Source organism: Echinicola rosea (genome assembly GCF_005281475.1).
GTDB lineage: Bacteria > Bacteroidota > Bacteroidia > Cytophagales > Cyclobacteriaceae > Echinicola > Echinicola rosea.
On record NZ_CP040106.1, the window covers coordinates 3,672,474 to 3,696,893 of the forward strand.

Consider the following 24,420-nt stretch of genomic DNA (forward strand, 5'->3'; position numbering starts at 1 on the left):
TCATGAAAATTAAACATATAATTATAGCAGCGGCTACGGCGACCATGATGAGTTCTTGTCAGGACTTCCTGGAGCCAGAATCGCTTTCTACATTTGATTTGAACTATATCTATTCGAATGTGGATGATGCCAGAAAAGGTGTCAATGCCATTTATTCCCATTTTGGACAGGATGCCTTCCGGTCCAGGTTATCCAATAACATGACCGGCAATACGGATATAGAACACTCCAGTGGTTGGGGTAGCAATGGTGACCGGTATCAAATATGGGATTTGGAAGCCTTGGAAAGCAATAGGGACCTGCAGATCGTTTGGACCTATGCATACCGTGCCATCCGTGATGCCAATATCGCGATAGAAGGTTTGGAAGCCAGTGGTATGCTGGAGTCCACCGATGCAGCGACCGCCCAGACGATGAACCAACTTTTGGGAGAGGCTTATACGCTTCGGGCATATTGGTACAGCATGTTGACATACTATTTTGGAGACGTACCTTATATGATCGAAGCTCCCAAGGCTGGGCTTGATTTTAACCTGCCCAAAAAGGACAGGAATGAGATCCTGACCGAAGAGATCAACAACCTGATAAATGTCGAGGAAAAAATGCTCTGGGCAGATCAGGTACCCAATGGCATTGAGCAGGTAAATAGAGAATATACCTTGGGAATGATCGCCCGTCTTTCACTGCAAAGAGGGGGATATTTCTTGAATCCAGACTTGACGATGACTCGGGAAAGTGACTATCTGGACTATTATCAAATAGCCAAGGACTATTCGCAAAAGCTGATCAGTCTAAAAGACCGAGAGCTAAACCCTAGCTTCCGCCAGGTTTTCATGAATCAGTGTACTTTCCAGACCCCAGTTAATAACGATATGCTATTCGAAGTGCCCTTTGCCCTTGGCAATGGTGATGTAGGGTGGAATATAGGTGTAAGGGTAGAAGGAGGCAATACTGCTTCTCATGATTATGGTTCTGGAAATAACTATATGGCGATTCCGCCTACCTATTACCTTTCCTTTGATACCTTGGATACCAGAAGGGATGTGACCTGCTCACTTTATAAGGTGACGACTGAATTTACCTATGAATTTGTAAATGGTGGGCTGGATATCGGCCAAGGAAAATGGAGCCGCCACTTCCTGCCTACACCTCCCGGTAAATCCACCGCTAAGGGAACTGGAATTAACTGGCCAATGATGCGCTATTCAGATGTATTGCTGATGTTTGCGGAGGCCGAGAATGAGCTGAATGGTCCTACGGCTGATGCCCAAGAGGCATTGAAGCGTGTAAGGCGGAGAGCCTTTGATGCGGCACATTGGGGAGAAAAAGTAGATGCCTATGTCGGACAAGTCTCTGGCGGAAAGGATACCTTTTTCGAAGCCATTGTGGACGAGCGTGCCTGGGAGTTTGGTGGTGAAATGATCCGTAAATATGAATTGATCCGATGGGGGATTTATTCCGAAAAGGTAGCCGAAACGGTGGAAGGATTGAAGGAATTGGCTGATGATGCCTTTAACGGTACCACTCAGTATCCGGATTACATGTATTGGAAAGTGAATGAAAGTGGAAATTTCACCATTTTGAACCCCAATAAGCGCGTAGTGGCGCCGCCTGATGATACCTGGACACAGCAATCTTTCTTGCTGGCACTGCATAGTGATGAATTTGGCTATCAGGAATGGGTAACCAGAGATTGGGCAAACTATATCAACGGTCCACAACCGGGCGTGGTACGGTATATATTCCCAATCCCTACGGAGGCTATCGCCAATAGCCAAGGGACGTTGACCAATGACGGTTATGGATTTTAAGGATTGACCTTTAATGCTAAAAATGGAACCAATGAATTTTATCAAAAACAATATATACCAAAGCATCTGTATCCTTGTGCTAGGCCTGATCGTGATCAATGGCTGTAAGGAAGATGATGAAATGTTTGAAAGGACAAGGCTGTTCAGGCCGGTGTTGATCGAGGACCTTTATTCGGAAGAAAATACCATCATCATCAACATGGGCAAAATGAAGGAAGCGGTATCCTATACCTTGGAAGTGAGCAGGGACTCTTTTGCTACTGCTCCTGAGTATGTGATCGATACCGACACCAATTATGTGGAACTTAACCAAGAGCTCCTTGGGCAATCACTGTTTTGGGACATGCTCTATCAAGTGAGGGCTACGGCACATGCCGATGATCCTGATTATGATAGTAAGGTTTCCGATCTTGGGTCAGTGCGTACCCAGCGGTTTCCGACGATCCTGAACGATCCGGAGAGCTATGATGTGATTGATGTGGCGGCACATGTTACTTGGCAGACCATAGGAGCTGCAGTGACAGAAGTGAAGGCCTTTAGCGCAGAGGACCTGTATTTGGAAACGCCCTTGATCGAGCAAGAAGTATCTACTGATGAGCAAGAAGCTGGCGACATGATCCTCAACGGTCTAGAGCCAGAAATGGAATATCAAGTGGCCATTTACAGTGAGGATGTCCTTCGAGGTTGGGTAAATTATTCCACATTGCCTCAGGATATTGACCCCAATGCACCTGGTGTAATTGACATAAGAGAGAATACCAGCCCTTCAGCAGTGTCTGACGCCGTGGCCATGGCTCCTGATGGTGCCATTATTTTGGTACAGCGCGGAGTGACCTATGATTTCCCAGAGGATAACCTGAACAAATCCATCACCATTCGCGCTGCATATGGTTTTGGTGAGCAAAAAGCCAAACTCTACACGACTGGCAATTGGGACATTGATGATAATTCTGATATCGATCACATCCGTTTCATCGACTTGGAGCTGAGAGGGGAAGACTACGGTGGAGATTATGTCTTTAATCCGAACCGGGAAAATGTCCATGTAGGTGAACTGAGTTTTGAGAATTGTGAGATTGGTACTTTCCGGGGCATTGTCAGGGCGCGTACCAGTACGGTTATTGATAATTATATCATTAGGAATTCGGTAGTGGACAGCATTGGGGGGTATGGATTGTTTACGGTAGATACTGAAGCTACGGCCATGATCAAGAATATTCGTTTTGAAAACTCCACGTTCAATAAGATCCAATTCGGAGTGACCTCCCGTAGTAACTCAGAGTCATTCGTTATTGAGAGTTGTACCTTTGCCAATTTCGTAAGTGGTGGATCCGGTTTCTTCCGATACAGAGGGGGAGATGGCAATAATAATGTGGCCCAAGGAATCGTGATTCACAATAGTATCTTTGGTCATGGTTGGGATGAGGCCATGGAAGATAATTATGCCATCCGGGGAATTTATGATGGATTGGAGGATACTAATTTTGACATTGTAAATGTCTATAGTACCAATGATTTCGGCTTTAGCAGTGGTGAAATTCCTGGATTCCCAGTGGGGAATTATAATGGTGCCCAATCAGATCTTTGGGTAGATCCGGCGAATAACGATTTCAATTTCCAAGACAGAGGATTTGCTGGTCGTTACGACAGCGGAGATCCACGATGGAGGGTACAATTGTAAAATTATTGATCTTTCCCTTATAAGTGTATAACAGAGAGGGCCGTCTTCCATGAGTCAACAGGTCATGACCCTTGACTTTGAGGACGGCCCTTTTCCATAAACCTTAACCTTTATGAATTTCAATTATTATGTTTTCCGTGCGTTTTTTGCGATGTTACTGCTGATGGTTAATGTGAGCTGCAGCGACTCCGAGCCGAATCCTGATCTTGTGGATGAAGAGGAAGATGAGGAACCCTATGAGGGGCCGGAATATGCTTTTCCTGGAGCGGAGGGCTATGGACAGTTTACTACTGGAGGCCGTGGCGGCAAGGTGTATTATGTAACCAAATTAGCTGATGACAATTCCCAGGGAACCCTTCGGTATGCCCTAAACCAAAGCGGAAAACGAACGATAATTTTTAATGTAGGTGGTACGATCGAGTTAAAATCCCGATTGAATATTTCGCGGGGAAACGTCACCGTGGCAGGACAGACTGCACCGGGTGGTGGGATTACGCTTCGAAATTATCCAGTGACCATTGACGCTGACAATGTCATCATCCGTTATTTGCGTTTCCGGATGGGAGACACTGCCCAGCAAGAGGGAGATGCATTGGGAGGACGATTCCATAAAGATATCATTATTGACCATTGCTCGATGAGCTGGTCCACCGATGAATGCGTTTCGTTTTATGCCAATGAAAATTTCACCCTGCAGTGGTGTATCATTGCGGAGAGTTTAAAAAATTCGGTGCACGAAAAAGGAAATCATGGCTATGGTGGTATTTGGGGAGGAAAATATGTTTCTTTTCACCACAATCTCCTGGCTCACCACGACAGCAGAAATCCGCGGTTGGGAGAAGAGGCCGGAAAGGCATTTGCCTTAACGGATTTGGTGGATCTTAGAAACAATGTCATTTATAATTGGGGCAATAATGCTGCTTATGGCGGTGAAGCGATGAATGTAAATATCGTGAACTGTTATTACAAGCCCGGACCAGCCACGCCCTCTGGCAGTAAGCGAAATCGTATTATGTCCATCGACAAAAATAAAAACGAAGGTACGGAAGTGTATGATATCTGGGGCAAGTTTTATATCGATGGAAATGTGGTGGACGGTAGTAGCCAGACTGCTGATGATAACTGGACCTATGGTGTGTACAACCAATTTCATGGTAGTTATGGTACAGTGAGCGAAGCAGATAAGGCCAAAATGAAAATGGATCAACCGCATGAAATGGAAGGATATACCGTAACGACCCATAGTGCAGAAGAAGCATACGACTTGGTCCTAGACTATGCTGGAGCCAATTTAAATAGAGATGAGGTGGATGCCCGCATAATAGCCAGTGTTCAGCAAGGTGATTTTGACGCCGAAGGCTCAAATGGAAGTACAAATGGTATCATTGATACCCAGAGTGATGTGGGAGGATGGCCGATGCTGGAAGCGGGATTACCTGTCACCGATTCGGACGAAGATGGAATGCCTGACAATTGGGAGACGGCCAATGAACTCGATCCCAATGACCCTGATGATCGCAATCAGCTTAAATCCGGTACCCCCTACACTTTCTTGGAAGTTTATCTCAATAGTCTGATCAAGGATTTTCCATTGGAGTAGCTAGTGTCGAAATAAAGAAATAGCGCTGTGAATAATGTTGGGCTGAAAACTTTTCTAATTGTGCTATATTGGCGTATCAACACTATTATTTAGTTTGTACAAATAACAGAACTTAATACGATCATCTTTTAAAAACTATCGAATATGAAATTTGAACATTTTGCGATCAATGTAGCCAAGCCACGAGCGATGTCCGATTGGTATGAAAAGCATGTTGGCCTCAGTGTCGTGAGCAAACAAGATTCCAGTCCCTATATGACCTTTTTGGCTGACGACAGTGATACCATTATGTTGGAGATTTATAATAATCCAAAAGCTCCTGTGCTAGACTTTAATAGCCAACATCCCTTAGTGCTCCATTTGGCCTTGGTTTCTGAAGATCCGGATGCTGACCGTGATAGACTAGTGGCTGCAGGAGCAGAGGTGATCAGCGATGATATTCTTGGTGATGGTTCGCATTTGGTCATGTTAAAGGATCCTTGGGGGCTGGCACTGCAGCTTTGCAAACGTGCAAAACCCATGCTGAAGTAGGCTTAACAGGTTCTTGAGATCATCACTGTGAAATAGCTATTGCTGTGAATTGAATTTCAGTTAAAAATATTGAATAAAAGTAAATAATTGATTTATAACGATAAACTACCTATGATTAGCCGATTTCGATATCATTCCATTGTCATGATACTGTTGGGTTTTGTCCTAGTGGCAGCATGTAAGCAGGAGCAAAAAAAGGAGGGAAGTAAAGCACCTGATGCTTGGGATCAGGTGTCCGGTATTTTGGAAACCATCCAGACACCTGAATTTCCGGACCGGACTTTTTCGATTACCGACTATGGCGCCGTGGGAGACGGGAAGTCAGATGCCAGTACGGCCATTGCGGAGGCCATTAAGTCATGTGTAGAAGCTGGTGGAGGTAGGGTACTCGTTCCTGAAGGTGATTATGCCACAGGGCCTATTTATTTGGAAAGCAATATAAACCTGCATTTGGAAAAGGGTGCTAGGTTGTTGTTTTCCACTGATCCCAAAGACTATTTACCACTAGTATATACCCGATGGGAAGGGGTAGAGTTGATGAATTATTCTCCGTTGATCTATGCATTTGAAGAGGAAAACATCGCCATTACCGGTGAGGGGGTATTGGACGGACAGGCCAATGAAACCAATTGGTGGCCGTGGAAAGGTAAAACGCAATACGGTTATAAAGCGGGAGACCCACAGCAAGAAGATCCTGACAAGCGACACGCACTTTTCCAAATGGCAGAGGACGGGGTGCCCGTGGAGGAAAGGAAGTTTGGAGAGGGCTTTTACCTTCGTCCGCAGTTTGTGCAGCCCTATCGGTGCAAGAATGTGTTGGTAGAGGGAGTAAAGATCGTCCATTCACCCATGTGGATATTGAATCCAGTGCTATGCGAAAATGTGACCATCCAAGGAGTAACAGTAGAAAGCCACGGGCCCAATTCGGATGGCTGTGATCCGGAATCGAGTAAAAACGTGCTCATAAAAGACTGTTATTTTAACACTGGGGATGATTGTATAGCCATCAAGTCAGGTCGAAATGCCGACGGAAGAAGGATTAATGTGCCCAGTGAGAATATCATTATCCAAAATTGCAAAATGGCCGATGGGCATGGAGGCGTGGTTATTGGCAGTGAAATTTCCGGCGGTGTACGGAATGTTTTTGCGGAAGATTGTGAGATGAACAGTCCCCACTTGGACAGGGCACTCCGTATCAAAACCAGTTCTATGAGAGGTGGTGTGATCGAAGATATTTATTTGAGAAATATTGACGTTGGCCAGATTGCGCAGCAAGTGATTCGTGTAAATATGTTTTATGAAGATAGCGGCGCATATGTCCCTACAGTAAGGAATATCCATGTGGAGAATATGACCGTAGAAAATGGTGGTAAAGTCGGTGTGCTATTGGAAGGCTATAAAAACTCTCCGGTGGAGAATATAAAGCTAGAAAATTTGACGGTCAAGCAGGTAACAGAGGATTATAAGTTCTCTAATGTGAAAAATGTGCATTTCGAAAATGTCATGATCAATGGTAAACCGGTAAGTTATGATCAAGATTAAGGTGTTTCGATACTGCCTAATATTAATTTGCATACACCTTTCTGTTTTTTCCTTTGGACAGGCGTCCAGTGAGAAGATATTGGCATTTCCTGGTGCAGATGGTTTTGGCAAATATACCACAGGCGGACGTGGAGGAAAAGTCTATGTAGTCACCAATCTACATGATGAAGGTCCGGGGAGTTTGCGTGAGGCAATTCGGAAAAAAGAACCTCGCCTCATCGTATTTGCTGTTTCCGGCAATATCAAGTTAAAATCAAGTTTGGACATAAACCATGGTGACCTTACCATTGCAGGCCAAAGTGCTCTTGGTGGTGGGATCACCCTGCAGGATTTTCCCTTGAAAATCAAGGGAGACAATATCATCATCAGGTACATCAGAAGCAGGTTGGGAGACAAGGAAGATGTTCAGGATGATGCCATGAGCTGCCTACGCAATAAGGATATAATCATCGACCATTGTTCTTTGAGCTGGGCCACGGATGAGTGTGGTTCATTTTATGACAATGAGAATTTTACACTCCAGTGGTGCATCATCTCAGAAAGCCTCAATGCTTCTGTCCATGAAAAGGGCAACCACGGTTATGGAGGCATATGGGGGGGGAATAAAGCCACTTTTCACCACAATCTTATCGCAAGCCATGCCAGTAGATTGCCCCGCTTCAATGGTGCGAGAACGAGCAAAGATCCCCAAAAGGAGGTAGTAGATTTTAGAAATAATGTGATCTATAATTGGAAAAACAACAATGCCTATGGTGGTGAGCAGGGTCATTATAACATGGTAGGTAATTATTACCAGCCAGGACCAGCGACCACCTCCAATGAAGACCGGATCATAGAGCCCTATGAGCCCTATGGGCAATTTTATCTTGCTGGGAATGTCAATTCCCAAGACTGTAAAGTGTCGCAGGACAATCGCCGAGGAGTGGATGGGGTGCAGGATGTAAATACGGTACTTGTGGATAAACCTTTTCCATTTGTGATGGAAGAAACAGAAAAAGCGTCTGTGGCTTATTTGCGAGTCCTTCACCACGCCGGTGCAAGCCACCATCGGGATCAAGTTGATAAGCGATTGCTGAAGGAGCTAAAAAAAGGAAAGAGTACTGCTGGTAAAGGGCAAAATGGAATTATTGATAGCCAGCAGGATGTGGGCGGCTGGCCCATGTTAAAGTCCAAAAAAGCTATAAAGGATCAGGATCGGGACGGCATGCCTGATCATTGGGAAGAGAAAATGGGCTTGGATATCCATGACGCTACTGATGCTGCGGGAAATGACCTGCACGAGTTCTACACAAACATCGAGGTATATCTGAACAGTTTGGTGGCGTATGATTAATGGTAGGTCACCTATTCAAAATTGAGCTTCACTTTTTGCAGGAGGGCATATAATCGGTAAATTGAACTGGAATATATGCTATGGAAAAAAGAGTTGACTTTTCGGAACTTCAAGAAGTCTTGGAGCAGGTGCTATTGCAGCATGAATTTTCATCAGAGCGCGCGTCATTGAGTGCGCGTTTGTTTGCGCAAGCCAGCTTGGACGGGGTGCCATCCCATGGTTTGAATCGATTTTTGAGTTATTTGTCCTATATCAAAAAAGGTCTGATCACCCCATCCGCCCAACCGGAGGTTTTGGCCAAGTTTGGTAGTTTTGAGCGATGGAATGGTCATGCAGGTCCAGGCAACCTCAATGCCCATGTAGCGATGAAAAGGGCTATTTCCATGGCCAAATCTACGGGGATTGGTTGCGTGGCACTCCAAAATACCAACCATTGGATGAGAGCGGGCAATTATGGCTGGCAGGCCGTAGAAGCCGGATGTATCGGGATTTGCTTCACCAATACCAAGCCTAATATGCCCGGTTGGGGAGGAAAGGAGCCAAAATTGGGAAACAATCCCTTGGTGGTGGCGATCCCTCGCCAAAACGGACCAGTGGTACTGGACACAGCGATGTCGCAGTTTGCCTACGGAAAGATGGCCATTTATGCCAAAGCGGGCAAAGAAATGCCTTATGATGCTGGATTTGACGGGGAAGGAAACCTGAGCAGGTCCCCCGCGGAGATCATCCAAAGGGAATTGGCGCTGCCCATCGGTTTGTGGAAAGGTGCTGGCCTGTCGCTGGTGTTGGACATGCTGGCAATGCTGCTTTCAGGTGGACAGGCTACCTTTGAAGTGGGTAAGCAGGATAGTGAAAGTGGACTGTCCCAGTTTTTTTTAGCATTGAACCCCAAGGATTTTGGATTGGATGCTTGGATGGATGAAAGGCTGGACGAGGTAATTAATGACTTTAAGAAAAGTGGAGTTTTTAAGGAAGGTACTGCCCTTCGCTACCCTGGTGAACACACGCTACACGTAAGGGCAGAGAATATGAAACGCGGAGTTCCGGTGGATGAAGACATCTGGAGCGAGATCAAAAATATACTTGCATGAAAAAAATCAATGATAATGAAGTGCGGTGGGGGATTTTGGGAGTAGGGGACGTATGTGAGGTGAAGAGTGCCCCAGCCATGAATTTGGTGGATGACAGTCGATTGGTAGCAGTGATGCGGAGAAATGAGCAAAAGGTAAAGGATTACGCGAGGCGGCACCAAGTCCCAAAATGGTACACCGATGCTGACGCGCTCATAAATGACCCTGAGGTCAATGCAATATACATTGCAACTCCTCCATATGCGCACAAGGAGCTGACATTAAAAGCAGCGGCTGCTGGAAAGCCGGTGTATGTGGAGAAACCCATGGCCAGAACCTATGCGGAATGTCAAGACATGATTGCTGCTTGTGATAAAGCGGGAGTGCCGCTCTATGTGGCCTATTACCGGAGAGCATTGCCCCATTTTCTAAAGATCAAATCATTGATAGAAGGCGGGACGATCGGAGAGGTACGCCAGGTGTCCATTCAGATGAACCAAGTTCCCAAGCCCGGAGTGGTGAGGAATCTTGCTCACAATTGGCGGGTTGATCCGGATATCGCTGGTGGAGGTTATTTCTATGATCTTGCTTCCCATCAACTGGACTTTTTGGATTTTGCCTTGGGACCGATAAAAACGGCAAAAGGCATATGTACCAATCAAGCTGGATTGTATGAGGCTGAAGATATGGTAGTGGCTGCTTTCGAATTTGAGTCGGGGGTGTTGGGGAGTGGCAGTTGGTGTTTTTCTTCTAGCAAAACGGCTGAAATGGACAATACTGTCATAATTGGCAGTAAAGGTAAAATCAGTTATGAAACCTTTGGTGGTGGGAATGTATCGCTTGAAACTGATGATGAAGGAAAAGAGTTGTTTGAATTTCATTTACCTAATCATATCCAAATGCCTTTGATTCAACTGGTAGTGGGTGATGTATTAGGAAAGGCTTTAAGTCCATCTGATGGTTTGTCAGGGAGCCGGACCAACCGCATCATGGAAGAGATTATTTGGAAATGAATGGATATAAGTATAAATACCTGTATTCTTAATTTATAAGCTTAAACACTTATAAGTATATTTTATATGTGAATTCACTTATAAATTGTTTTTATAAGTTTAAAGCACTATATTTAAGGTGAGTTTAAACTACGCGTTATGGGGAGAGTAGCAGTCATATCCGGAGATATCGTATCATCCACCAGTTTGATTCCAGAAGACCGGTTGATGCTACACGATCGTTTGAAAGATCTTATCACTGACCTTTCTTTAAAATTCGATACGTATGGAAGGGTGCTGAAAGGAGACTATGTAGAATGCGTGTGCAGTAATCCCCATGAGTCCCTTGCGGTGGCCTTGGCGATAAAGAGCTATGTGAAAGCCATTGAAGTAAATGCTGGAGCAAAAAGCAGCGACAAGAACCGCATTAAATTATTTAAGACACATGGTATCCGCTTGGCTATAGGCTATGGTGAGCTCACTACCTTGGATGTGGAAAATGGCGTGATAGACGGGGAGGCGATTTACTTGGCAGGAAGAAAGATCAACGAGCAGTCCGGTCGCAAGAAAAAAAGGGTGGTGATCAAGCAAACGTTGTTTTTTGAATCACAAGAAGGGCCGCTAAAAGAGCAATTTGATCCTGTGATGGGGCTCTTGGACGTGCTGATCAGCAAGGCAACAGCCCGTCAGTCGGAGGTACTGTACTGGAAGTTGATGGGATTAAATGAGGATGAAATAGCGGAAAAATTTGGCGTTAGCCAATCCGTAATCAATCAGCACAGCACCAGTGTGGGATGGAATGCCATAGAAGAAACCGTATCCTATTATAATCGTACCGTAAAGCGAGATCAACCATGAATGCAACCCAGTTTTTTATCTTACAGCTGATTGCCCATATGTTGGCAGATTTTTATTTCCAGAATGACCGCTTGGCCGAGCAGAAAAATACACATGGGTTTAGAAGTCCATTTTTAAAATGGCATATCCTGATAGTGTTTGTATTGTCTTGGGGATTGTCATTTCAGCTTTCTTTCGTTTACGGAGCCTTGGTGATCGCCTTGACCCATTATATCATTGACGGCTTGAAAGTTTACCTCAACAGGAGCAAATGGTTAGGAAAATATGCTTTTTTTATCGATCAGGTTTTGCATTTGGGGGTGATCATTGCGGTAACTGTGGCGTACGTGCTATACTTGGGCTTGGATCCCTATTGGGAAGTGAAATGGTCTTCCACATTGCTCATGGCTATATTTGCTTATATTACTTGCCTGAAACCTTCAAACATCTTTATCAAAGAAGTACTTCGTGCCTATGAAATCAGCGTGCCCGGTACTAATGACCTCCCCAATGCAGGAAAATTGATCGGGGTCATGGAGCGTGTATTAGTACTTACCTTTATCTTGATGGGTGAGTTTCAGGCCGTAGGTTTTTTGATTGCTGCCAAGTCAATATTGAGGTTCAAAAATGACGATATCATAAAAGCTGAATATGTATTGACCGGTACCCTTATCAGTTTCGGTATTGCCATATTGCTGGGCAGTTTTGTAGGATTGGCATATTAGAAGAAGGGAACCAACAGATCCATCAGCAAAGGTTTAAGCTATTTCCGTAGGATATAAGGAATTTTATAAAAGTAATGAGGCTTTGCCAAAGTAATCCTAAAAGCAGTATTGATATAGTAGGTCTTTTTCCCTAAGTTTACATTTTGATAACCCAATAACGATTAAAATTCATGTACCCTAAAACTAATGGAGCTGGAAAAACTAATCAGTGGTCTTGGCTTGCCATAGGCATTTTTGCCACACTGTTTTCCTGCAATGCCCAAAAGGAAGAAGGGGAGGCTACCAGCAAGCGTCCCAATATTATCTTCATCATGTCCGATGACCACGCTTATCAGGCGATAAGCGCCTATAGCGATAAGCTGATCAATACCCCCAATATTGACAGAATAGCCAGTGAGGGAATGCTTTTCGAAAAGGCTTTTGTCAGCAATTCTATTTGTGCTCCAAGTAGGGCCGTGATATTGACCGGAAAGCACAGCCATATAAATGGACTTGTGGACAATGCGGTGAAGTTTGACAGTGCACAGGTGACTTTTCCGAAAATCCTAAGAAAAAATGGTTACCAAACCGCCATGATAGGGAAGTGGCATTTGAAAACAGAACCTACGGGTTTTGATTATTGGAAAGTCCTCCCTGGCCAAGGCCATTATTATAATCCTGAGTTTCGCACTAAAGAGGGAGTAGTACTTGACTCTGGATATGTAACGGATTTGATTACTGACTTTGCGATCGATTGGTTGGATAAAGCGAAGGAGAGTGATGAGCCTTTTATGCTGATGTACCAGCACAAGGCGCCTCATCGTGAGTGGCTTCCTACGGAAGATAATTTCCGTAAATACACCAAAAAGGAATTTCCCGAGCCTGAGAGTTTGTTTGATGATTACAGTGGTAGGGGAAAGGCAGCGAAAGAAGCCGAAATGCGCATAGCTACCCACATGGGGGTGACCAGTGACAATAAGATCCATCCTGATATTGCCAAAAAAATGGGATATGAGAATTTCCTGACTTGGTATCCAAATGCTTACCATAATAACCTCGACCGCATGAGTCCGTCAGAGCGTGCTGCTTGGGAGGAAGTGTATGGCCCGATCAATGAGGAATTTGAAAAGGCAAATCTTCATGGTGACGAACTGACCAAATGGAAATACAAACGGTACATGCAGGATTATTTGGCCAGTATTGAGTCGGTGGATGAGAATGTCGGAAGGTTATTGGATTATCTTGAAGAAAATGATCTGGATGAAAATACCATCATCGTTTATACTTCTGACCAAGGGTTTTACTTAGGGGAACACGGTTGGTTTGACAAGCGCTTTATGTATGAAGAATCATTTAGAACACCCCTGATGATCAAGTGGCCCGGAGTGATCAAGGAAGGCAGTAGAAATACCGATCTGGTCCAAAACCTGGACTTTGCAGAGACTTTCCTCGATGCGGCAGGAGTGTCGATACCCAAGGAAATGCAAGGCAAAAGCATGCTTCCCCTGCTCAAGGGCGAGAAAGTGGAGTGGAGGGATGCCCTGTATTACCACTACTATGAATACCCTGGTATCCATGCCGTAAAACGTCATAATGGTGTTAGGACCGACCGTTATAAGTTGATACATTTCTATTATGATGTGGATGAATGGGAGCTATATGATCTTGAAAAAGATCCTCATGAGATGAACAACGTCTATGAAGATCCAGCTTATGCAGAGGTGAAGGAGCAAATGCATAAAAAACTGGATGAGCTGGTGACCCAATATAAAGATGAGGTGGTCGTACCAACTCAATAATGAAAAGTGAGACCAAGGTATTTATCCCCTGTCAGTGATTACTTGACAGGGGATTTTTTTGGTTCTATATGATTTACTATGGGTAACTATTACTTTGCATGTCAAATTCTAGCTTGCCTTTCATCTTGTTGCCTTGTTACTTTTTTCCTTCAGGTGAAAAACGTAACCAAAAAAACCCGCTGCGGTGAGCTATATGACTAAAATCAAAGCCAGCACTCACGCAGGCAAACTCCTCTATTTGTGCAGCATACCAATTTTTTGTACTGATTCACGTCAAACAAGCCTGCGCTTTTTCCAGCCCACTTCTTTGATTTCTTAACGTCAAATACCTCAAGGCAGAATAGAAAATTGCCCACTGAAAAGGAACATGAATCAACATTAATTTAACCGGAATAATATCTTTACCCACTATAATCCATATAGAGCCCTTTTTTTATGGTTTTTTGTGCACAAAATTATAATCTTTTACCGATAGCAATGTATTTGTTGCAGGGATCGGCTTTGATTTGAGTAACTATGTAGCATGGATAGTGAAATTCTATTGACAGGAGTGTGTCCTGTTAATGTGAAATGAACTTTCAGGATTTATAGAATAGAAAAAAAAATTAAAGTGGATATGAAAAAGCTCTTTTGTGCACTCGTGATGTTATGTCTGTTTTCCCTGGAGGGTTATTCCCAAGATGTGCGGTTAAATGTTTACGGCGCTTATGCTTTTGCCGACAGGTTTGACTCTTATTGGGATGTAGGAAACAACTATTACTATGACGGGAAGATCGAAGATGGTTTCCAATGGGGCGGTGGCCTCGAATACGTGGTCAATGATATGGTGGGGGTAGAAGTCTTGTATCTGAGACAGGACACCAATAGTCCTACGCGGTACAGTTATTCAGGATTTGTGGATCGTCGCACCAATTTTGATCTCGGCATCAACTATATCTTGGTGGCTCCCTCTCGTTATTTTCAAGCTCCAAGTGGCAATCTGGAAGGCTTTTTTGGAGTAATGGCCGGAGTGGTAGTGGCAAACCTACACAACCCCGATAATGGAAATGATAACAACGCCACCAAAATGGCATGGGGGGTAAAAGGTGGAGGCATCTTGTGGGGATCTGAGCGTATGGGGCTTAAGATACAAGCCCAGTTGCTTTCTGCGGTGCAGTCCGTCGGCGGTGGATTTTATTTCGGAACCGGAGGTGCTGGCGCAGGAGTAAATAGCTATTCTTCCATTTACCAATTTAGTCTGGGTGGGGGATTGGTATTTAAGTTGAATTAATTCCACCAATTGAATTCCCTAAAATTTAAAATTTCGATTTGGGGTGAGTAAAACAGTGAACCCAATAATTAAGTGTCAGTTTTTAAAGAATTGACCTGTGGTAGATGGGGTGAAATGTGTTCCTGTTTCATTTGAATAGTGCAACACATAAACCACACATATCATGAAAAAGCTAATTGCAGAATTTATTGGGACTTTTTGGTTAGTATTGGGTGGCTGCGGTAGTGCAGTACTTGCTGCGGCTTTCCCGGAATTAGGGATTGGATTTGCTGGCGTAGCTTTAGCGTTTGGTCTTACTGTCTTGACGATGGCCTATGCCATTGGGCATGTTTCAGGTTGTCACTTGAATCCAGCCGTATCCATTGGGTTATGGGCAGGGGGAAGGTTCGAAGCCAAGGAATTGCTTCCCTATATCGTGGCACAGGTGCTGGGAGGCATGGTAGCAGCTTCGGTTCTTTACGTAATTGCTTCGGACAATCCTGCGTTTGTATTGGGGGGCTTTGCAGCAAACGGTTATGGGGAGCATTCTCCCGGTGGATATGGCATGACCGCTGCATTGGTGACAGAAGTGGTCATGACTTTTGCCTTCTTATTTGTGATCCTAGGAGCAACGCACACCAAGGCTCCGCAAGGATGGGCTGGGGTGGCCATTGGCTTATGCCTGACGCTGATTCACCTGATTAGCATCCCTGTTACCAATACCTCTGTAAACCCTGCCAGGAGCACCAGCCAAGCGATTTTTGTTGGTGATTGGGCTTTGGGGCAGCTATGGTTGTTTTGGGTGGCTCCGATAGTGGGGGCGATCTTGGCGGGATGGGTGTTTAAGTATTTATCTCCTGAAAAATGAACAATGGAATACTGGATATTACCATCCATTTCCTAAGGCCGTGGATAGTATGTTGTCCAAATGGTGGAACTTGACTATATTAGATAATCAAACCTGACGTCGTACATAGCTAACTCTTTTATGCCCAAACCACTTAAATTTGGAATCATCGGGACAGGTGCCATCGCCCAAAAACATGCTGCAGCCATCAATGAATTGAAATGTGCCGAGTTGGTGGCAGTATGCAGTTCGTCGGCCGAAAGGGCCAAACAAGCTGAAGGGCAGTTCAAGGTAAAGGGATATGATAATTTAGAGGATTTTCTGGCCCATCCCGATCTGGAGGTAGTGTGTATCTGCACAGCAAGTGGCCAGCATCTTGAGCCTACACTAAAGGCAGCCCAAGCGGGAAAGCATGTATTGGTGGAGAAGCCCATTGAAATCAGCGTGGAAAGGGCTGATGCCATGATCCAGGCTTGTGAGCAGTATAAAGTCAAGCTTGGCGTGATTTTCCAAAATCGATTTAACGAAGGATATGTCCTGCTCAGGTCAGCCGTCAAAAGTGGACAACTGGGCCAATTGTTGATGGGAAATGCATATATAAAGTGGTTCCGGAACCGGGAGTATTACGAAAGTAGTCACTGGAAAGGAACCTTTGACGGTGACGGAGGAGGTGCTTTTATTAATCAGGGAATTCACACCATCGATTTATTACTTGATATCATGGGAAGTGTGGCAACTGTATTCGGAAAGGTTAAAACAGCAATTTACGATATTGAGGGAGAAGATACGGGAACGGCTTTGGTTACCTTTCAAAATGGTGCTTTGGGTAATATTACAGCCGGGACATCTCTTTACCCAGGTTATCCGGAGCGACTGGAAATTTACGGTACGGCAGGCAGTGTTATTTTGGAAGGCGGCAAGATTGTCGCTTGGAATATCCTGGATCAAGACTCTAAAGCAATTTCTGCTGACCAACATGCCAGTGGTGCTGCTGATCCTATGGCCATTGGTCATGCCCTACATTTAATGCAAATCGAGGATATGGTGATGGCTGTTCGGGAGGACAAACACCCATTGGTAACAGGTCAAATAGCTAAGAAATCACTTGAAGTAATTTTAGCTATTTACCAAAGCTCAACTACCGGAAAAGAAATTTCATTCTGACCATTTCTTAAACCTAATAATCGTCTCTGCACGACCGCGGATATGATTTATAGGCAGGAACTGCGGAAGTCGTAGTATTTCAAAATAAATGACGGCTATTCAGCATCCATGAGGTAAAGCACCTGTCGAAGGTAATAGCCTTGGTCCATGCGGATGAGTTGGTCATTTTTAAAGTAGAAGTATTTTTCGTCATATTCAGAAGTAGGAATGGTATAAATTGTATAGGTTTCATCCATTTCGATGATTTCCTCATTTATATTTGCCTTTTCAAATTCTTCTTTGGTCATTCCAATATCTGCAGTGATGCGAAACGCAGCGCATGAAAGGAGCGTAAAAAAAGGCAAGACGATAAGTAGCTTCTTCATAGTAGAGAGTAGTTAGTTGTTTTAGTTGCGAGGGCAAAAAACATTCCTTTTTCCCTTTTTTCAAAAGACTCAATCCCAAAAGGTGTCAAAAAAAATATAACCAGCTTATTGTCAGTCTGCTAATGCGTTCCCTTATTGGCTGAGAACTTCGGTTAGATCCATTGAAAAAAGTGGAAACATAACTGACGTAAAAGTCGGAGGAAGCGAATTCGCTTCCTCCGACTTGAAAAGATGCAAGGAGCAGGGCAGGCGGTTAATCTGTTATTTTAAACCATGGATCAATCCCATTTCCAGTCCCCTCAGCTCGGCCAATCCTTTAAGCCTTCCGATTCCTGTATAGCCAGGGTTGGTGGTTTTCTTAAGGTCATCTAACATTTGGTGGCCATGGTCAGGACGCATAGGGAGTGATTTGCCTCTCTTTGCCTGTACCTTGATGAGTTCCTTGATTACTTCTACGATCGGGACATCTCCTTCCAAGTGATTGGCTTCATGGAAATTTCCTTCGGCATCCCGCTGCGTACTGCGCAGGTGGATGAAGTGGATATGGTCTCCGTGTTCCCTGATAATCTGCGGAAGGTCATTATCTGCCCGTACTCCAAAGGATCCGGTACAAAAGGTGATCCCATTGTATTCACTGGGGGTCTCCGTGACCAACCGTTTTACATCGTCGATCGTGCTCATAACCCTAGGAAGTCCAAACATCGGAAAGGGTGGGTCATCCGGATGGATGGCCATGAAGACACGGTTTTTTTCTGCGACAGGAATGATTTCATCCAAAAACAGTTTTAAGTTATCGGCAAGTTTACCGGCGTCGATATCCTTATAGGTATCCAGTACTTTTTGAAAATCCTTCAAAGAATAACCTTCCTCAGCCCCCGGTAACCCAGCAATGATATTGTTGGTGAGCAATTGCTTGTTGTCATCAGAGATTTGCTTAAAATAAGCTTCCGCACGTTTGATGACATTTTTGCTGTATGAATCTGCAGCATGTGGCCGCTTGAGGATAAACAGGTCGAAAGCAGCTAAAGCCTGTAATTCAAAACGAAGGGCTTTTGCTCCGTTGGGGAGTTCGTAAGCCAAGTCTGTCCGTGTCCAATCCAGCACGGGCATGAAGTTATAACAAACCGTATGGATGCCTTCAGCAGCTAGATTTTCAATAGAAGTTATATAATTGGCAATGTATTTCTGATAATCACCGCTTCTTGTTTTAATGTGTTCATGGACAGGAATACTTTCGACTACCGACCAAGTAAGCCCAGCCGCTTCGATAGTATCCTTTCGTTTTTTGATTTCTTCACGCGACCAAATTACCCCATTGGGCAAGTGATGTAGGGCAGATACGATGCCAGTGGCGCCTGCCTGTCGTATGTCTGCCAAGGTTACAGGGTCCTGTGGACCATACCAGCGCATGGTTTGCTCCATTTTTATCAATTCACTCATAAGTAATTGAAAAACAATATTTTAATTATTGACTATTGATTTTTTTTCTAGCGGTGCCTAACTAAACACCACCAAAAGCACTGAATCCGCCATCCACAGGAATGATCGTTCCAGTTACGAATTTGGAGGCATTGCTACACAAGAAGCTCACTGCACCAAAGAGGTCTTCAGGATCTCCAAATCGATCCATTGGGGTGTGGCTGATAATTTGGTTGCCACGAGCGGTCAGGCTGCCATCATCCTCGGTGAGTAATGCCCTGTTTTGTTCCGTAAGGAAAAATCCCGGTGCTATGGCATTGACCCGGTACTGCTTTCCATATTTTTGACAGAATTCTACGGACAGCCATTTGGTGAGGTTATCTATAGCGGCTTTGGCTGAAGCATAGCCCATTACCCTGGTGAGTGGTCTGGAGGCGGCCATCGATGAAATATTGATGATGCTAACCGCAGGATTATGGAGTAGGAGCGGGGTAAATACTTGAATGGGAAGCAGGGTTCCCAGATAGTTGAGCTCCATGACCTTTTTGACCTCCTCTATATCCAGGTCTGTGATTTTTTGATCTGGAGTGACGATGGCACCGGGCATGTTTCCACCAGCGGCATTGATCAAAACATCAATCCCGCCAAATTCTTTTTCTACCTGTTGAGCCGCAGATTCCAGTGCTTCTTTATTGGTTACATCAGCGATCAGGGCAGAGGCTTTTCCTCCCTTGTTGGTGATTGAGGTTACCAAGTCTTTTACTTTATTGGGATTTCTCCCCAAAATGATGACTTGAGCCCCTTCAGTAGCCAGGTGCTGGGTGATTTTGCTTCCCAAAACACCGGTAGCTCCACTGATGAGGATAATTTTGTCTTTGATAGAAAATAGTGCAGACATGATTCGTGTTGTGGTTTTTATTGGAAGTTAAAATAATTCTTGGCGTTGTAATAGCAGATGTCCTGGATCATTTTTCCCAGCCATTTTTCATCTGCAGGCAATTCTCCATTTTCCACGTCATTGCCGATGAGGTTACAGAGTGTCCTGCGGAAATATTCATGTCGGGGAAAAGAGAGAAAGCTTCTGGAGTCGGTCAACATTCCCACAAAACAGCTGAGAAGTCCCATGTTGGAGAGGGCGTTCATCTGTTTTTCCATGCCGTCCTTTTGATCTAAAAACCACCATCCGGATCCAAATTGCACCTTACCGCGAATGGATCCATCATTAAAATTGCCCGTCATGGTGGCCATTACCTCATTGTCGCGAGGGTTGAGGTTATAGAGAATGGTTTTGCAGAGCTGGTCAGTTTTATCCAGTGCATTAAGAAATTGGGAAAGGGATTTTGCCTGACTGAAGTCACCAATGCTATCAAAACCTGTATCAGGCCCAAGGGTATCGAGCATTCGTTCGTTTGTATTTCGAAGTGCTCCCAAGTGGAACTGCTGGGTCCAGCCTTTGGCATGGTAGAGGCGGCATAGTTCCAATAGGGTGACAAATTTATAATAGGCAGTTTCTTCCTGATCCAGTGGTTTTCCTGCGGTAACTTTTTTGAATAGTATTTCTATATCAAAGGTGCCGATCGGAAAGTAATAGAGCTGTTCCAATCCATGGTCTGCCAGACGTCCGCCATTTTCATGGAAGAAAGCAATGCGGTTTTCCAGCGCAGCCATTAGCTGTTCGTGACTTTCGATGGGCATATTGCTTGCAGCAGCCAATTTTTCGAGATATGCATGATACTCGTTTGGTTGTTCTACTGCAAAGGATTTGTCCGGACGGAAGGTAGGGAAGAGTCCAATGGGCATACCATTATCAGCTGCCATTTTGTGGTATTGCAGATTGTCGGTAGGATCGTCGGTGGTGCAGACCGTTTCCACCTTCATTCCTGCCAGTAAGGATTGGGTATTATGGGAATCTTGTTGGAGCTGCGCCGTCGTTTCTTGGTAAACCGCGTCGGCGTTGTCAGCAGAAAGTAAATCACCGATATCAAAATACCGAAGTAGTTCCAAGTGCGTCCAGTGGTACAGTGGATTTCTCATCGTATATGGAACGGTATGCGCCCATTGCTGAAATTTCTCCTGATCGGTGGCATTTCCAGTGATGTATTTTTCCTGAATCCCAAAAGTTCTCATTGCCCTCCATTTGTAATGGTCTCCTGCGAGCCATATTTGGGAGATGTTCTCAAATTTTCGGTTTTCTGCTAGGTCTTTGGGAGATAGGTGACAATGGTAGTCAATTATCGGCATCCTTTTAGCATAATCGTGATAAAGGATGTTTGCCATTTCCGTTTTTAGTAAAAAATCCTCTTGGATAAAAGTGGATTTTATTTTGGGTTCAGGAGTACTCATATCGCCTTATTTTTTTCGCTAAAGCACTGATGATCGAAGTAAGAATAGTGTTCTGCAAAAGTGCGTTTAGCCCAATTATGATAGGTTTCAGTGTTAAACTTTTTCTTCTGTAAAATAAAATTTGATTAGTGGGCTTGAAATGCCCCGTTTGGTTATATTTCAAGCCAAAATCTTGTCTTAAGATCAAGTAATAATAGCCAATGTTTGCTGTTTTTTTAAGAAATGAGCTCACTTTAATCACGGAATCGTTTTCGTTTATTTCAGGTGAGTTCATACCAGTTGGTGTTTTATTGTGAAGGAAGTAGGGAGAGATTGGCGAAATACCTTAAATTTGATGTGCAATAACCCCAAGCGGTATGTTTTTATGAGTGGTGTTAATATAAAAAAACTGGCTGAAGTATTGAACTTGGCACCTTCTACGGTATCCAGGGCACTTAATGACAGCTATGAAATAAGCGAAAAAACGAAGAAAAGGGTGCAGGAAGTGGCCAAGCAAATGAATTATCAGCCAAATCCATTTGCACGTAGTCTGAGAGAGCACAGGAGCAAGACCATCGCCATGATCATACCGGACCTGGTCAATAATTTTTTTGCGCAGGTGATCGAAGGGGTAGAAGAAATCACCCAGCAGTTTGGCTATCACTTATTGGTGTACCATACGCATGAAAACCTGGAAAAAGAAAAAGAAATCGTCACGCATTTGCTCAATGGACGAGTAGATGGCATTATGATGTCGGTCTCGCACCAGACCAAAGAAACAGAACATTTGCTCAATGTTTATGAAAAACGTATTCCTATTATCTTCTTTGATCGAATTTGTGAAACGATCCCGACCACTAAGTTCGTGACCAATGGATATGAAAGTGGCTATGAACTGACCAGCCATATGATAAATGAGGGCTGTAAGCGGATCGCCTTTTTATTGCTGTCAAGGGAGATCTCCATTAGCCAGCAGCGCCTAAGGGGATATTTGGATGCCTTAAAAGACCATGGCATAGGAGAGGACGAGGCACTGGTCCTGAAGTGTGAGAATTCTGATGAGGAAAACCACCGTATCATTAAGAATTTCTTGTGCAGCGAAGCTAAGCCGGATGGGGTTTTGGCAGCAGTGGAAAAATTGGCCATTAGCACTTACTATGTGGCCCATGATTTGAAGTTGGATATTCCCAATGAGCTGAAAGTCGCTTGTTTTTCGAACATGAAAATAGCTGATCTCTTAAATCCAAGCCTTACCACGGTAGCACAGCCCACGCATGAGTTTGGGAGACAGGCAGCTAGCTTACTGATGAATAAGCTGACCAAAAAAAATGCTCCGGATTTTGAGGATACGGTGATTACTTTGCCTTCCACGCTGCACATCAGAAAATCATCTCGGTTACTGTAAAAAAACGCCAACTGAATAGCATTCAGCTGGCGTTTTAAAAATTGGTGGTTTATCGTAATATTAGTACCCTGGATTTTGCGGGAAGGCATCATTGCCTCCGGCGACTCTGTCTATTTGATCCTGAGGAATCGGCCTTAAGATATGGGTGTCTTTAATGTTTGGAGCACCAGCGGTATTGTGTAGCTTGACCCTTTCCACTAACACGCCCCACCTTACCAAGTCCATCCATCTTTTTTGCTCGCCCAAAAGTTCTCTTGCACGTTCGTCCATGATGAATTCAAGGTCCAGTTCAGCAGCAGTGATTTCCATATCAGCTTCCATTCCCGGCCAAGCGGCCCTTCTTCTGATGGCGTTTATGTTTTCAACGGCATTATCGATGTTGCCTTGCTGAAATTGCGCTTCTGCTAGCATCAGGTAAGTATCTGCCAGCCTGAAAGCGATATAATCCCTGCCACCGGCTGCTTGGGTCTTATCCTGTCTGCCCGGATCCAAGTGCTTGTTAAGGGTCGGATATAGCTTATCCGTGTACATGCTAGGGGTCAGTATTTGATAGGGTTTGGATGCTCTTTCAGTTTCCGGGATTTCATAACCCGGTATATAGATCGCTGTATCACCCTCCGCAAATGAAACCGTATTTTTGCTGAGGTCAAAAGTCGTATTGTAGTCTCCTGGACTATTGCTGTAAAAAACATCTTTGAAGGATTTTTGATACCGGGCATCCACATCTCGGTTTACAAAGACTTCATTCAGGGTGTAATCCGTAGGACGATACCGTTTCCATGGCCTGCCGTTGGCGACGTCCCTTTGCATTCCTGGTTGGACATCATATTCCATTAAGAAATAAAGGTGTGTATTGTTTCCGCCCCCATTGGTAAGTGGATCACGGGTGTATTGTATGCTGAAGATGACCTCATCATTGATTTCATTGCCAAACGCATAAACGTCACCAAAATCAGGGAGCAATCGAAAACCATAATCGTCGATTACGTTCTGAAAATAGGACTCCGCATTGGCAAAATCACTTCCTTCAGCTGCCTCCGAGTAGCCTTTGGTCAAATAGACCAATCCCAATAAATGCTCCGCAGCTGCTCGGGTAGCCCTTCCGTAATCGGAGGCTCGCATAGTGCTCTCCAAGTCGGGCATAGCAGCTTCCAAATCTGCGATGATGGCTGCGTACATTTCGGCTACCGTGGACCTGTTTACCTCATTGGTGGGCAGGACGGTTTCTGACAGCTGCAGGTCCACGCCACCAAAGTGCTGCGTCAAGAGGAAATAATGATGGGCACGTATAAACTTGGCTTCTGCGATGTACTGAGCCATTAACGCTTCATCTATTCCGGTCACTTCTGGTGCACGGGCGATCACCGCGTTACAGGTATTGATACCTTCGTAAAAAAGACTCCAAACTTCTCGAACATGTCCGGTTCTGGAGTCAAATTGAGAAGTGTATTGGTTCATGAATTTCCAACTGCCATCGGCTCCATTGGTATAGGTATCTGTTCCGAATATGGTGAAGTTGTTACCTCTTTCGGTACCATAAAATGACCGGAAGGTGCTATAGGCGGCATTGATTCCATCACGGAGACCACTTGGAGTGTTCAAATAGTCATCGCCGATGTTGGAAATTACCTCCTCATCGAGGACTCCATCGCAAGCAGGCAGTGCGGTAATTCCAAATCCTAAAGTGCATGCCAGAAGAACTTGGGACAGTTTGTTTTTATATCTATTGATTCGCATGAGTTCTTGTTT

The 24,420-nt window shown here is 44.4% G+C and carries 20 protein-coding genes; 15 read left to right on the forward strand and 5 right to left on the reverse strand.

What is annotated here, in order from left to right; translation table 11 throughout:
- Window positions 1–2: 2 nt before the first annotated feature.
- The 14 genes from FDP09_RS14660 to FDP09_RS14725 all read left to right on the forward strand — a co-directional run bounded on the left by FDP09_RS14660 (window position 3) and on the right by FDP09_RS14725 (window position 17,160).
- Window positions 3–1,811 carry a RagB/SusD family nutrient uptake outer membrane protein gene (locus tag FDP09_RS14660; RefSeq protein ID WP_137403384.1) on the forward strand — a complete coding sequence of 603 codons (1,809 nt, stop codon included), beginning with the start codon at window positions 3–5 and terminating at the stop codon, window positions 1,809–1,811.
- Between the two features lie 31 nt (window positions 1,812–1,842).
- Window positions 1,843–3,492 (forward strand): DUF4957 domain-containing protein, encoded by a 1,650-nt coding sequence (locus FDP09_RS14665; RefSeq protein WP_137403385.1) that lies wholly within the window; start codon window positions 1,843–1,845, stop codon window positions 3,490–3,492.
- A 112-nt stretch (window positions 3,493–3,604) separates the two neighbouring features.
- Window positions 3,605–5,092, forward strand: a complete 1,488-nt coding sequence (locus FDP09_RS14670; RefSeq protein ID WP_137403386.1) for a pectate lyase family protein — start codon at window positions 3,605–3,607, stop codon at window positions 5,090–5,092.
- Between the two features lie 144 nt (window positions 5,093–5,236).
- On the forward strand, window positions 5,237–5,623 hold the full coding sequence (locus tag FDP09_RS14675) for a VOC family protein (RefSeq protein ID WP_137403387.1): 387 nt from the start codon (window positions 5,237–5,239) through the stop codon (window positions 5,621–5,623).
- Window positions 5,624–5,734: 111 nt separating this feature from the next.
- Window positions 5,735–7,165 carry a glycoside hydrolase family 28 protein gene (locus FDP09_RS14680; protein WP_137403388.1) on the forward strand — a complete coding sequence of 477 codons (1,431 nt, stop codon included), beginning with the start codon at window positions 5,735–5,737 and terminating at the stop codon, window positions 7,163–7,165.
- The gene (locus FDP09_RS14685; RefSeq protein WP_137403389.1) at window positions 7,152–8,498 is read left to right on the forward strand and encodes a pectate lyase family protein; all 1,347 of its coding nucleotides are present in this window, start codon (window positions 7,152–7,154) and stop codon (window positions 8,496–8,498) included. Before FDP09_RS14680 ends, FDP09_RS14685 begins: the two co-directional genes overlap by 14 nt.
- A gap of 80 nt (window positions 8,499–8,578) precedes the next feature.
- Complete coding sequence (gene yiaK, locus FDP09_RS14690; protein WP_137403390.1) at window positions 8,579–9,589, forward strand: 3-dehydro-L-gulonate 2-dehydrogenase; 1,011 nt, start codon at window positions 8,579–8,581, stop codon at window positions 9,587–9,589.
- The gene (locus FDP09_RS14695; RefSeq protein ID WP_137403391.1) at window positions 9,586–10,581 is read left to right on the forward strand and encodes a Gfo/Idh/MocA family protein; all 996 of its coding nucleotides are present in this window, start codon (window positions 9,586–9,588) and stop codon (window positions 10,579–10,581) included. The genes yiaK and FDP09_RS14695 overlap by 4 nt, the downstream gene beginning before the upstream one ends.
- 138 nt (window positions 10,582–10,719) lie before the next feature.
- A complete protein-coding gene (locus FDP09_RS14700; RefSeq protein ID WP_137403392.1) occupies window positions 10,720–11,418 on the forward strand; it encodes a helix-turn-helix transcriptional regulator in 699 nt (232 codons plus the stop codon).
- On the forward strand, window positions 11,415–12,122 hold the full coding sequence (locus tag FDP09_RS14705; RefSeq protein WP_137403393.1) for a DUF3307 domain-containing protein: 708 nt from the start codon (window positions 11,415–11,417) through the stop codon (window positions 12,120–12,122). Before FDP09_RS14700 ends, FDP09_RS14705 begins: the two co-directional genes overlap by 4 nt.
- A gap of 170 nt (window positions 12,123–12,292) precedes the next feature.
- On the forward strand, window positions 12,293–13,900 hold the full coding sequence (locus FDP09_RS14710; RefSeq protein WP_137403394.1) for a sulfatase family protein: 1,608 nt from the start codon (window positions 12,293–12,295) through the stop codon (window positions 13,898–13,900).
- A gap of 616 nt (window positions 13,901–14,516) precedes the next feature.
- Complete coding sequence (locus FDP09_RS14715; RefSeq protein WP_137403395.1) at window positions 14,517–15,170, forward strand: hypothetical protein; 654 nt, start codon at window positions 14,517–14,519, stop codon at window positions 15,168–15,170.
- Between the two features lie 163 nt (window positions 15,171–15,333).
- Window positions 15,334–16,017, forward strand: coding sequence for an aquaporin Z (aqpZ, locus tag FDP09_RS14720; protein WP_137403396.1), 684 nt, complete (start codon window positions 15,334–15,336; stop codon window positions 16,015–16,017).
- 120 nt (window positions 16,018–16,137) lie between these two features.
- The gene (locus tag FDP09_RS14725) at window positions 16,138–17,160 is read left to right on the forward strand and encodes a Gfo/Idh/MocA family protein (protein WP_137403397.1); all 1,023 of its coding nucleotides are present in this window, start codon (window positions 16,138–16,140) and stop codon (window positions 17,158–17,160) included.
- A 95-nt stretch (window positions 17,161–17,255) separates the two neighbouring features.
- Here the strand turns inward: FDP09_RS14725 and FDP09_RS14730 are convergent, their stop codons facing one another.
- The 4 genes from FDP09_RS14730 to uxaC all read right to left on the reverse strand — a co-directional run bounded on the left by FDP09_RS14730 (window position 17,256) and on the right by uxaC (window position 21,287).
- Window positions 17,256–17,525: a hypothetical protein gene (locus FDP09_RS14730; protein ID WP_137403398.1), complete on the reverse strand. Its 270-nt coding sequence runs from the start codon at window positions 17,523–17,525 to the stop codon at window positions 17,256–17,258.
- 261 nt (window positions 17,526–17,786) lie between these two features.
- A complete protein-coding gene (gene uxuA / locus FDP09_RS14735; RefSeq protein ID WP_137403399.1) occupies window positions 17,787–18,965 on the reverse strand; it encodes a mannonate dehydratase in 1,179 nt (392 codons plus the stop codon).
- A 61-nt stretch (window positions 18,966–19,026) separates the two neighbouring features.
- Entirely contained in the window at window positions 19,027–19,842 is an 816-nt protein-coding gene (locus tag FDP09_RS14740; RefSeq protein WP_137403400.1) for an SDR family oxidoreductase, read from the reverse strand.
- Between the two features lie 17 nt (window positions 19,843–19,859).
- Complete coding sequence (gene uxaC, locus FDP09_RS14745) at window positions 19,860–21,287, reverse strand: glucuronate isomerase (RefSeq protein ID WP_137403401.1); 1,428 nt, start codon at window positions 21,285–21,287, stop codon at window positions 19,860–19,862.
- 364 nt (window positions 21,288–21,651) lie between these two features.
- Between uxaC and FDP09_RS14750 the strand changes: the two genes are divergently transcribed.
- Window positions 21,652–22,671: a LacI family DNA-binding transcriptional regulator gene (locus FDP09_RS14750; RefSeq protein ID WP_137403402.1), complete on the forward strand. Its 1,020-nt coding sequence runs from the start codon at window positions 21,652–21,654 to the stop codon at window positions 22,669–22,671.
- A 60-nt stretch (window positions 22,672–22,731) separates the two neighbouring features.
- On the opposite strand, the gene FDP09_RS14755 is transcribed toward FDP09_RS14750, so the two are convergent.
- Entirely contained in the window at window positions 22,732–24,408 is a 1,677-nt protein-coding gene (locus FDP09_RS14755; protein WP_137403403.1) for a RagB/SusD family nutrient uptake outer membrane protein, read from the reverse strand.
- Between the last annotated feature and the right edge of the window lie 12 nt (window positions 24,409–24,420).

Bases quoted from the DNA above. Each gene is read 5' to 3' on its own strand.
- FDP09_RS14660 (WP_137403384.1), top strand. From the start codon at position 3: ATGAAAATTAAACATATAATTATAGCAGCGGCTACGGCGACCATGATG.
- FDP09_RS14665 (WP_137403385.1), top strand. From the start codon at position 1,843: ATGAATTTTATCAAAAACAATATATACCAAAGCATCTGTATCCTTGTG.
- FDP09_RS14670 (WP_137403386.1), top strand. From the start codon at position 3,605: ATGAATTTCAATTATTATGTTTTCCGTGCGTTTTTTGCGATGTTACTG.
- FDP09_RS14675 (WP_137403387.1), top strand. From the start codon at position 5,237: ATGAAATTTGAACATTTTGCGATCAATGTAGCCAAGCCACGAGCGATG.
- FDP09_RS14680 (WP_137403388.1), top strand. From the start codon at position 5,735: ATGATTAGCCGATTTCGATATCATTCCATTGTCATGATACTGTTGGGT.
- FDP09_RS14685 (WP_137403389.1), top strand. From the start codon at position 7,152: ATGATCAAGATTAAGGTGTTTCGATACTGCCTAATATTAATTTGCATA.
- yiaK (WP_137403390.1), top strand. From the start codon at position 8,579: ATGGAAAAAAGAGTTGACTTTTCGGAACTTCAAGAAGTCTTGGAGCAG.
- FDP09_RS14695 (WP_137403391.1), top strand. From the start codon at position 9,586: ATGAAAAAAATCAATGATAATGAAGTGCGGTGGGGGATTTTGGGAGTA.
- FDP09_RS14700 (WP_137403392.1), top strand. From the start codon at position 10,720: ATGGGGAGAGTAGCAGTCATATCCGGAGATATCGTATCATCCACCAGT.
- FDP09_RS14705 (WP_137403393.1), top strand. From the start codon at position 11,415: ATGAATGCAACCCAGTTTTTTATCTTACAGCTGATTGCCCATATGTTG.
- FDP09_RS14710 (WP_137403394.1), top strand. From the start codon at position 12,293: ATGTACCCTAAAACTAATGGAGCTGGAAAAACTAATCAGTGGTCTTGG.
- FDP09_RS14715 (WP_137403395.1), top strand. From the start codon at position 14,517: ATGAAAAAGCTCTTTTGTGCACTCGTGATGTTATGTCTGTTTTCCCTG.
- aqpZ (WP_137403396.1), top strand. From the start codon at position 15,334: ATGAAAAAGCTAATTGCAGAATTTATTGGGACTTTTTGGTTAGTATTG.
- FDP09_RS14725 (WP_137403397.1), top strand. From the start codon at position 16,138: ATGCCCAAACCACTTAAATTTGGAATCATCGGGACAGGTGCCATCGCC.
- FDP09_RS14730 (WP_137403398.1), bottom strand. From the start codon at position 17,525: ATGAAGAAGCTACTTATCGTCTTGCCTTTTTTTACGCTCCTTTCATGC.
- uxuA (WP_137403399.1), bottom strand. From the start codon at position 18,965: ATGAGTGAATTGATAAAAATGGAGCAAACCATGCGCTGGTATGGTCCA.
- FDP09_RS14740 (WP_137403400.1), bottom strand. From the start codon at position 19,842: ATGTCTGCACTATTTTCTATCAAAGACAAAATTATCCTCATCAGTGGA.
- uxaC (WP_137403401.1), bottom strand. From the start codon at position 21,287: ATGAGTACTCCTGAACCCAAAATAAAATCCACTTTTATCCAAGAGGAT.
- FDP09_RS14750 (WP_137403402.1), top strand. From the start codon at position 21,652: ATGAGTGGTGTTAATATAAAAAAACTGGCTGAAGTATTGAACTTGGCA.
- FDP09_RS14755 (WP_137403403.1), bottom strand. From the start codon at position 24,408: ATGCGAATCAATAGATATAAAAACAAACTGTCCCAAGTTCTTCTGGCA.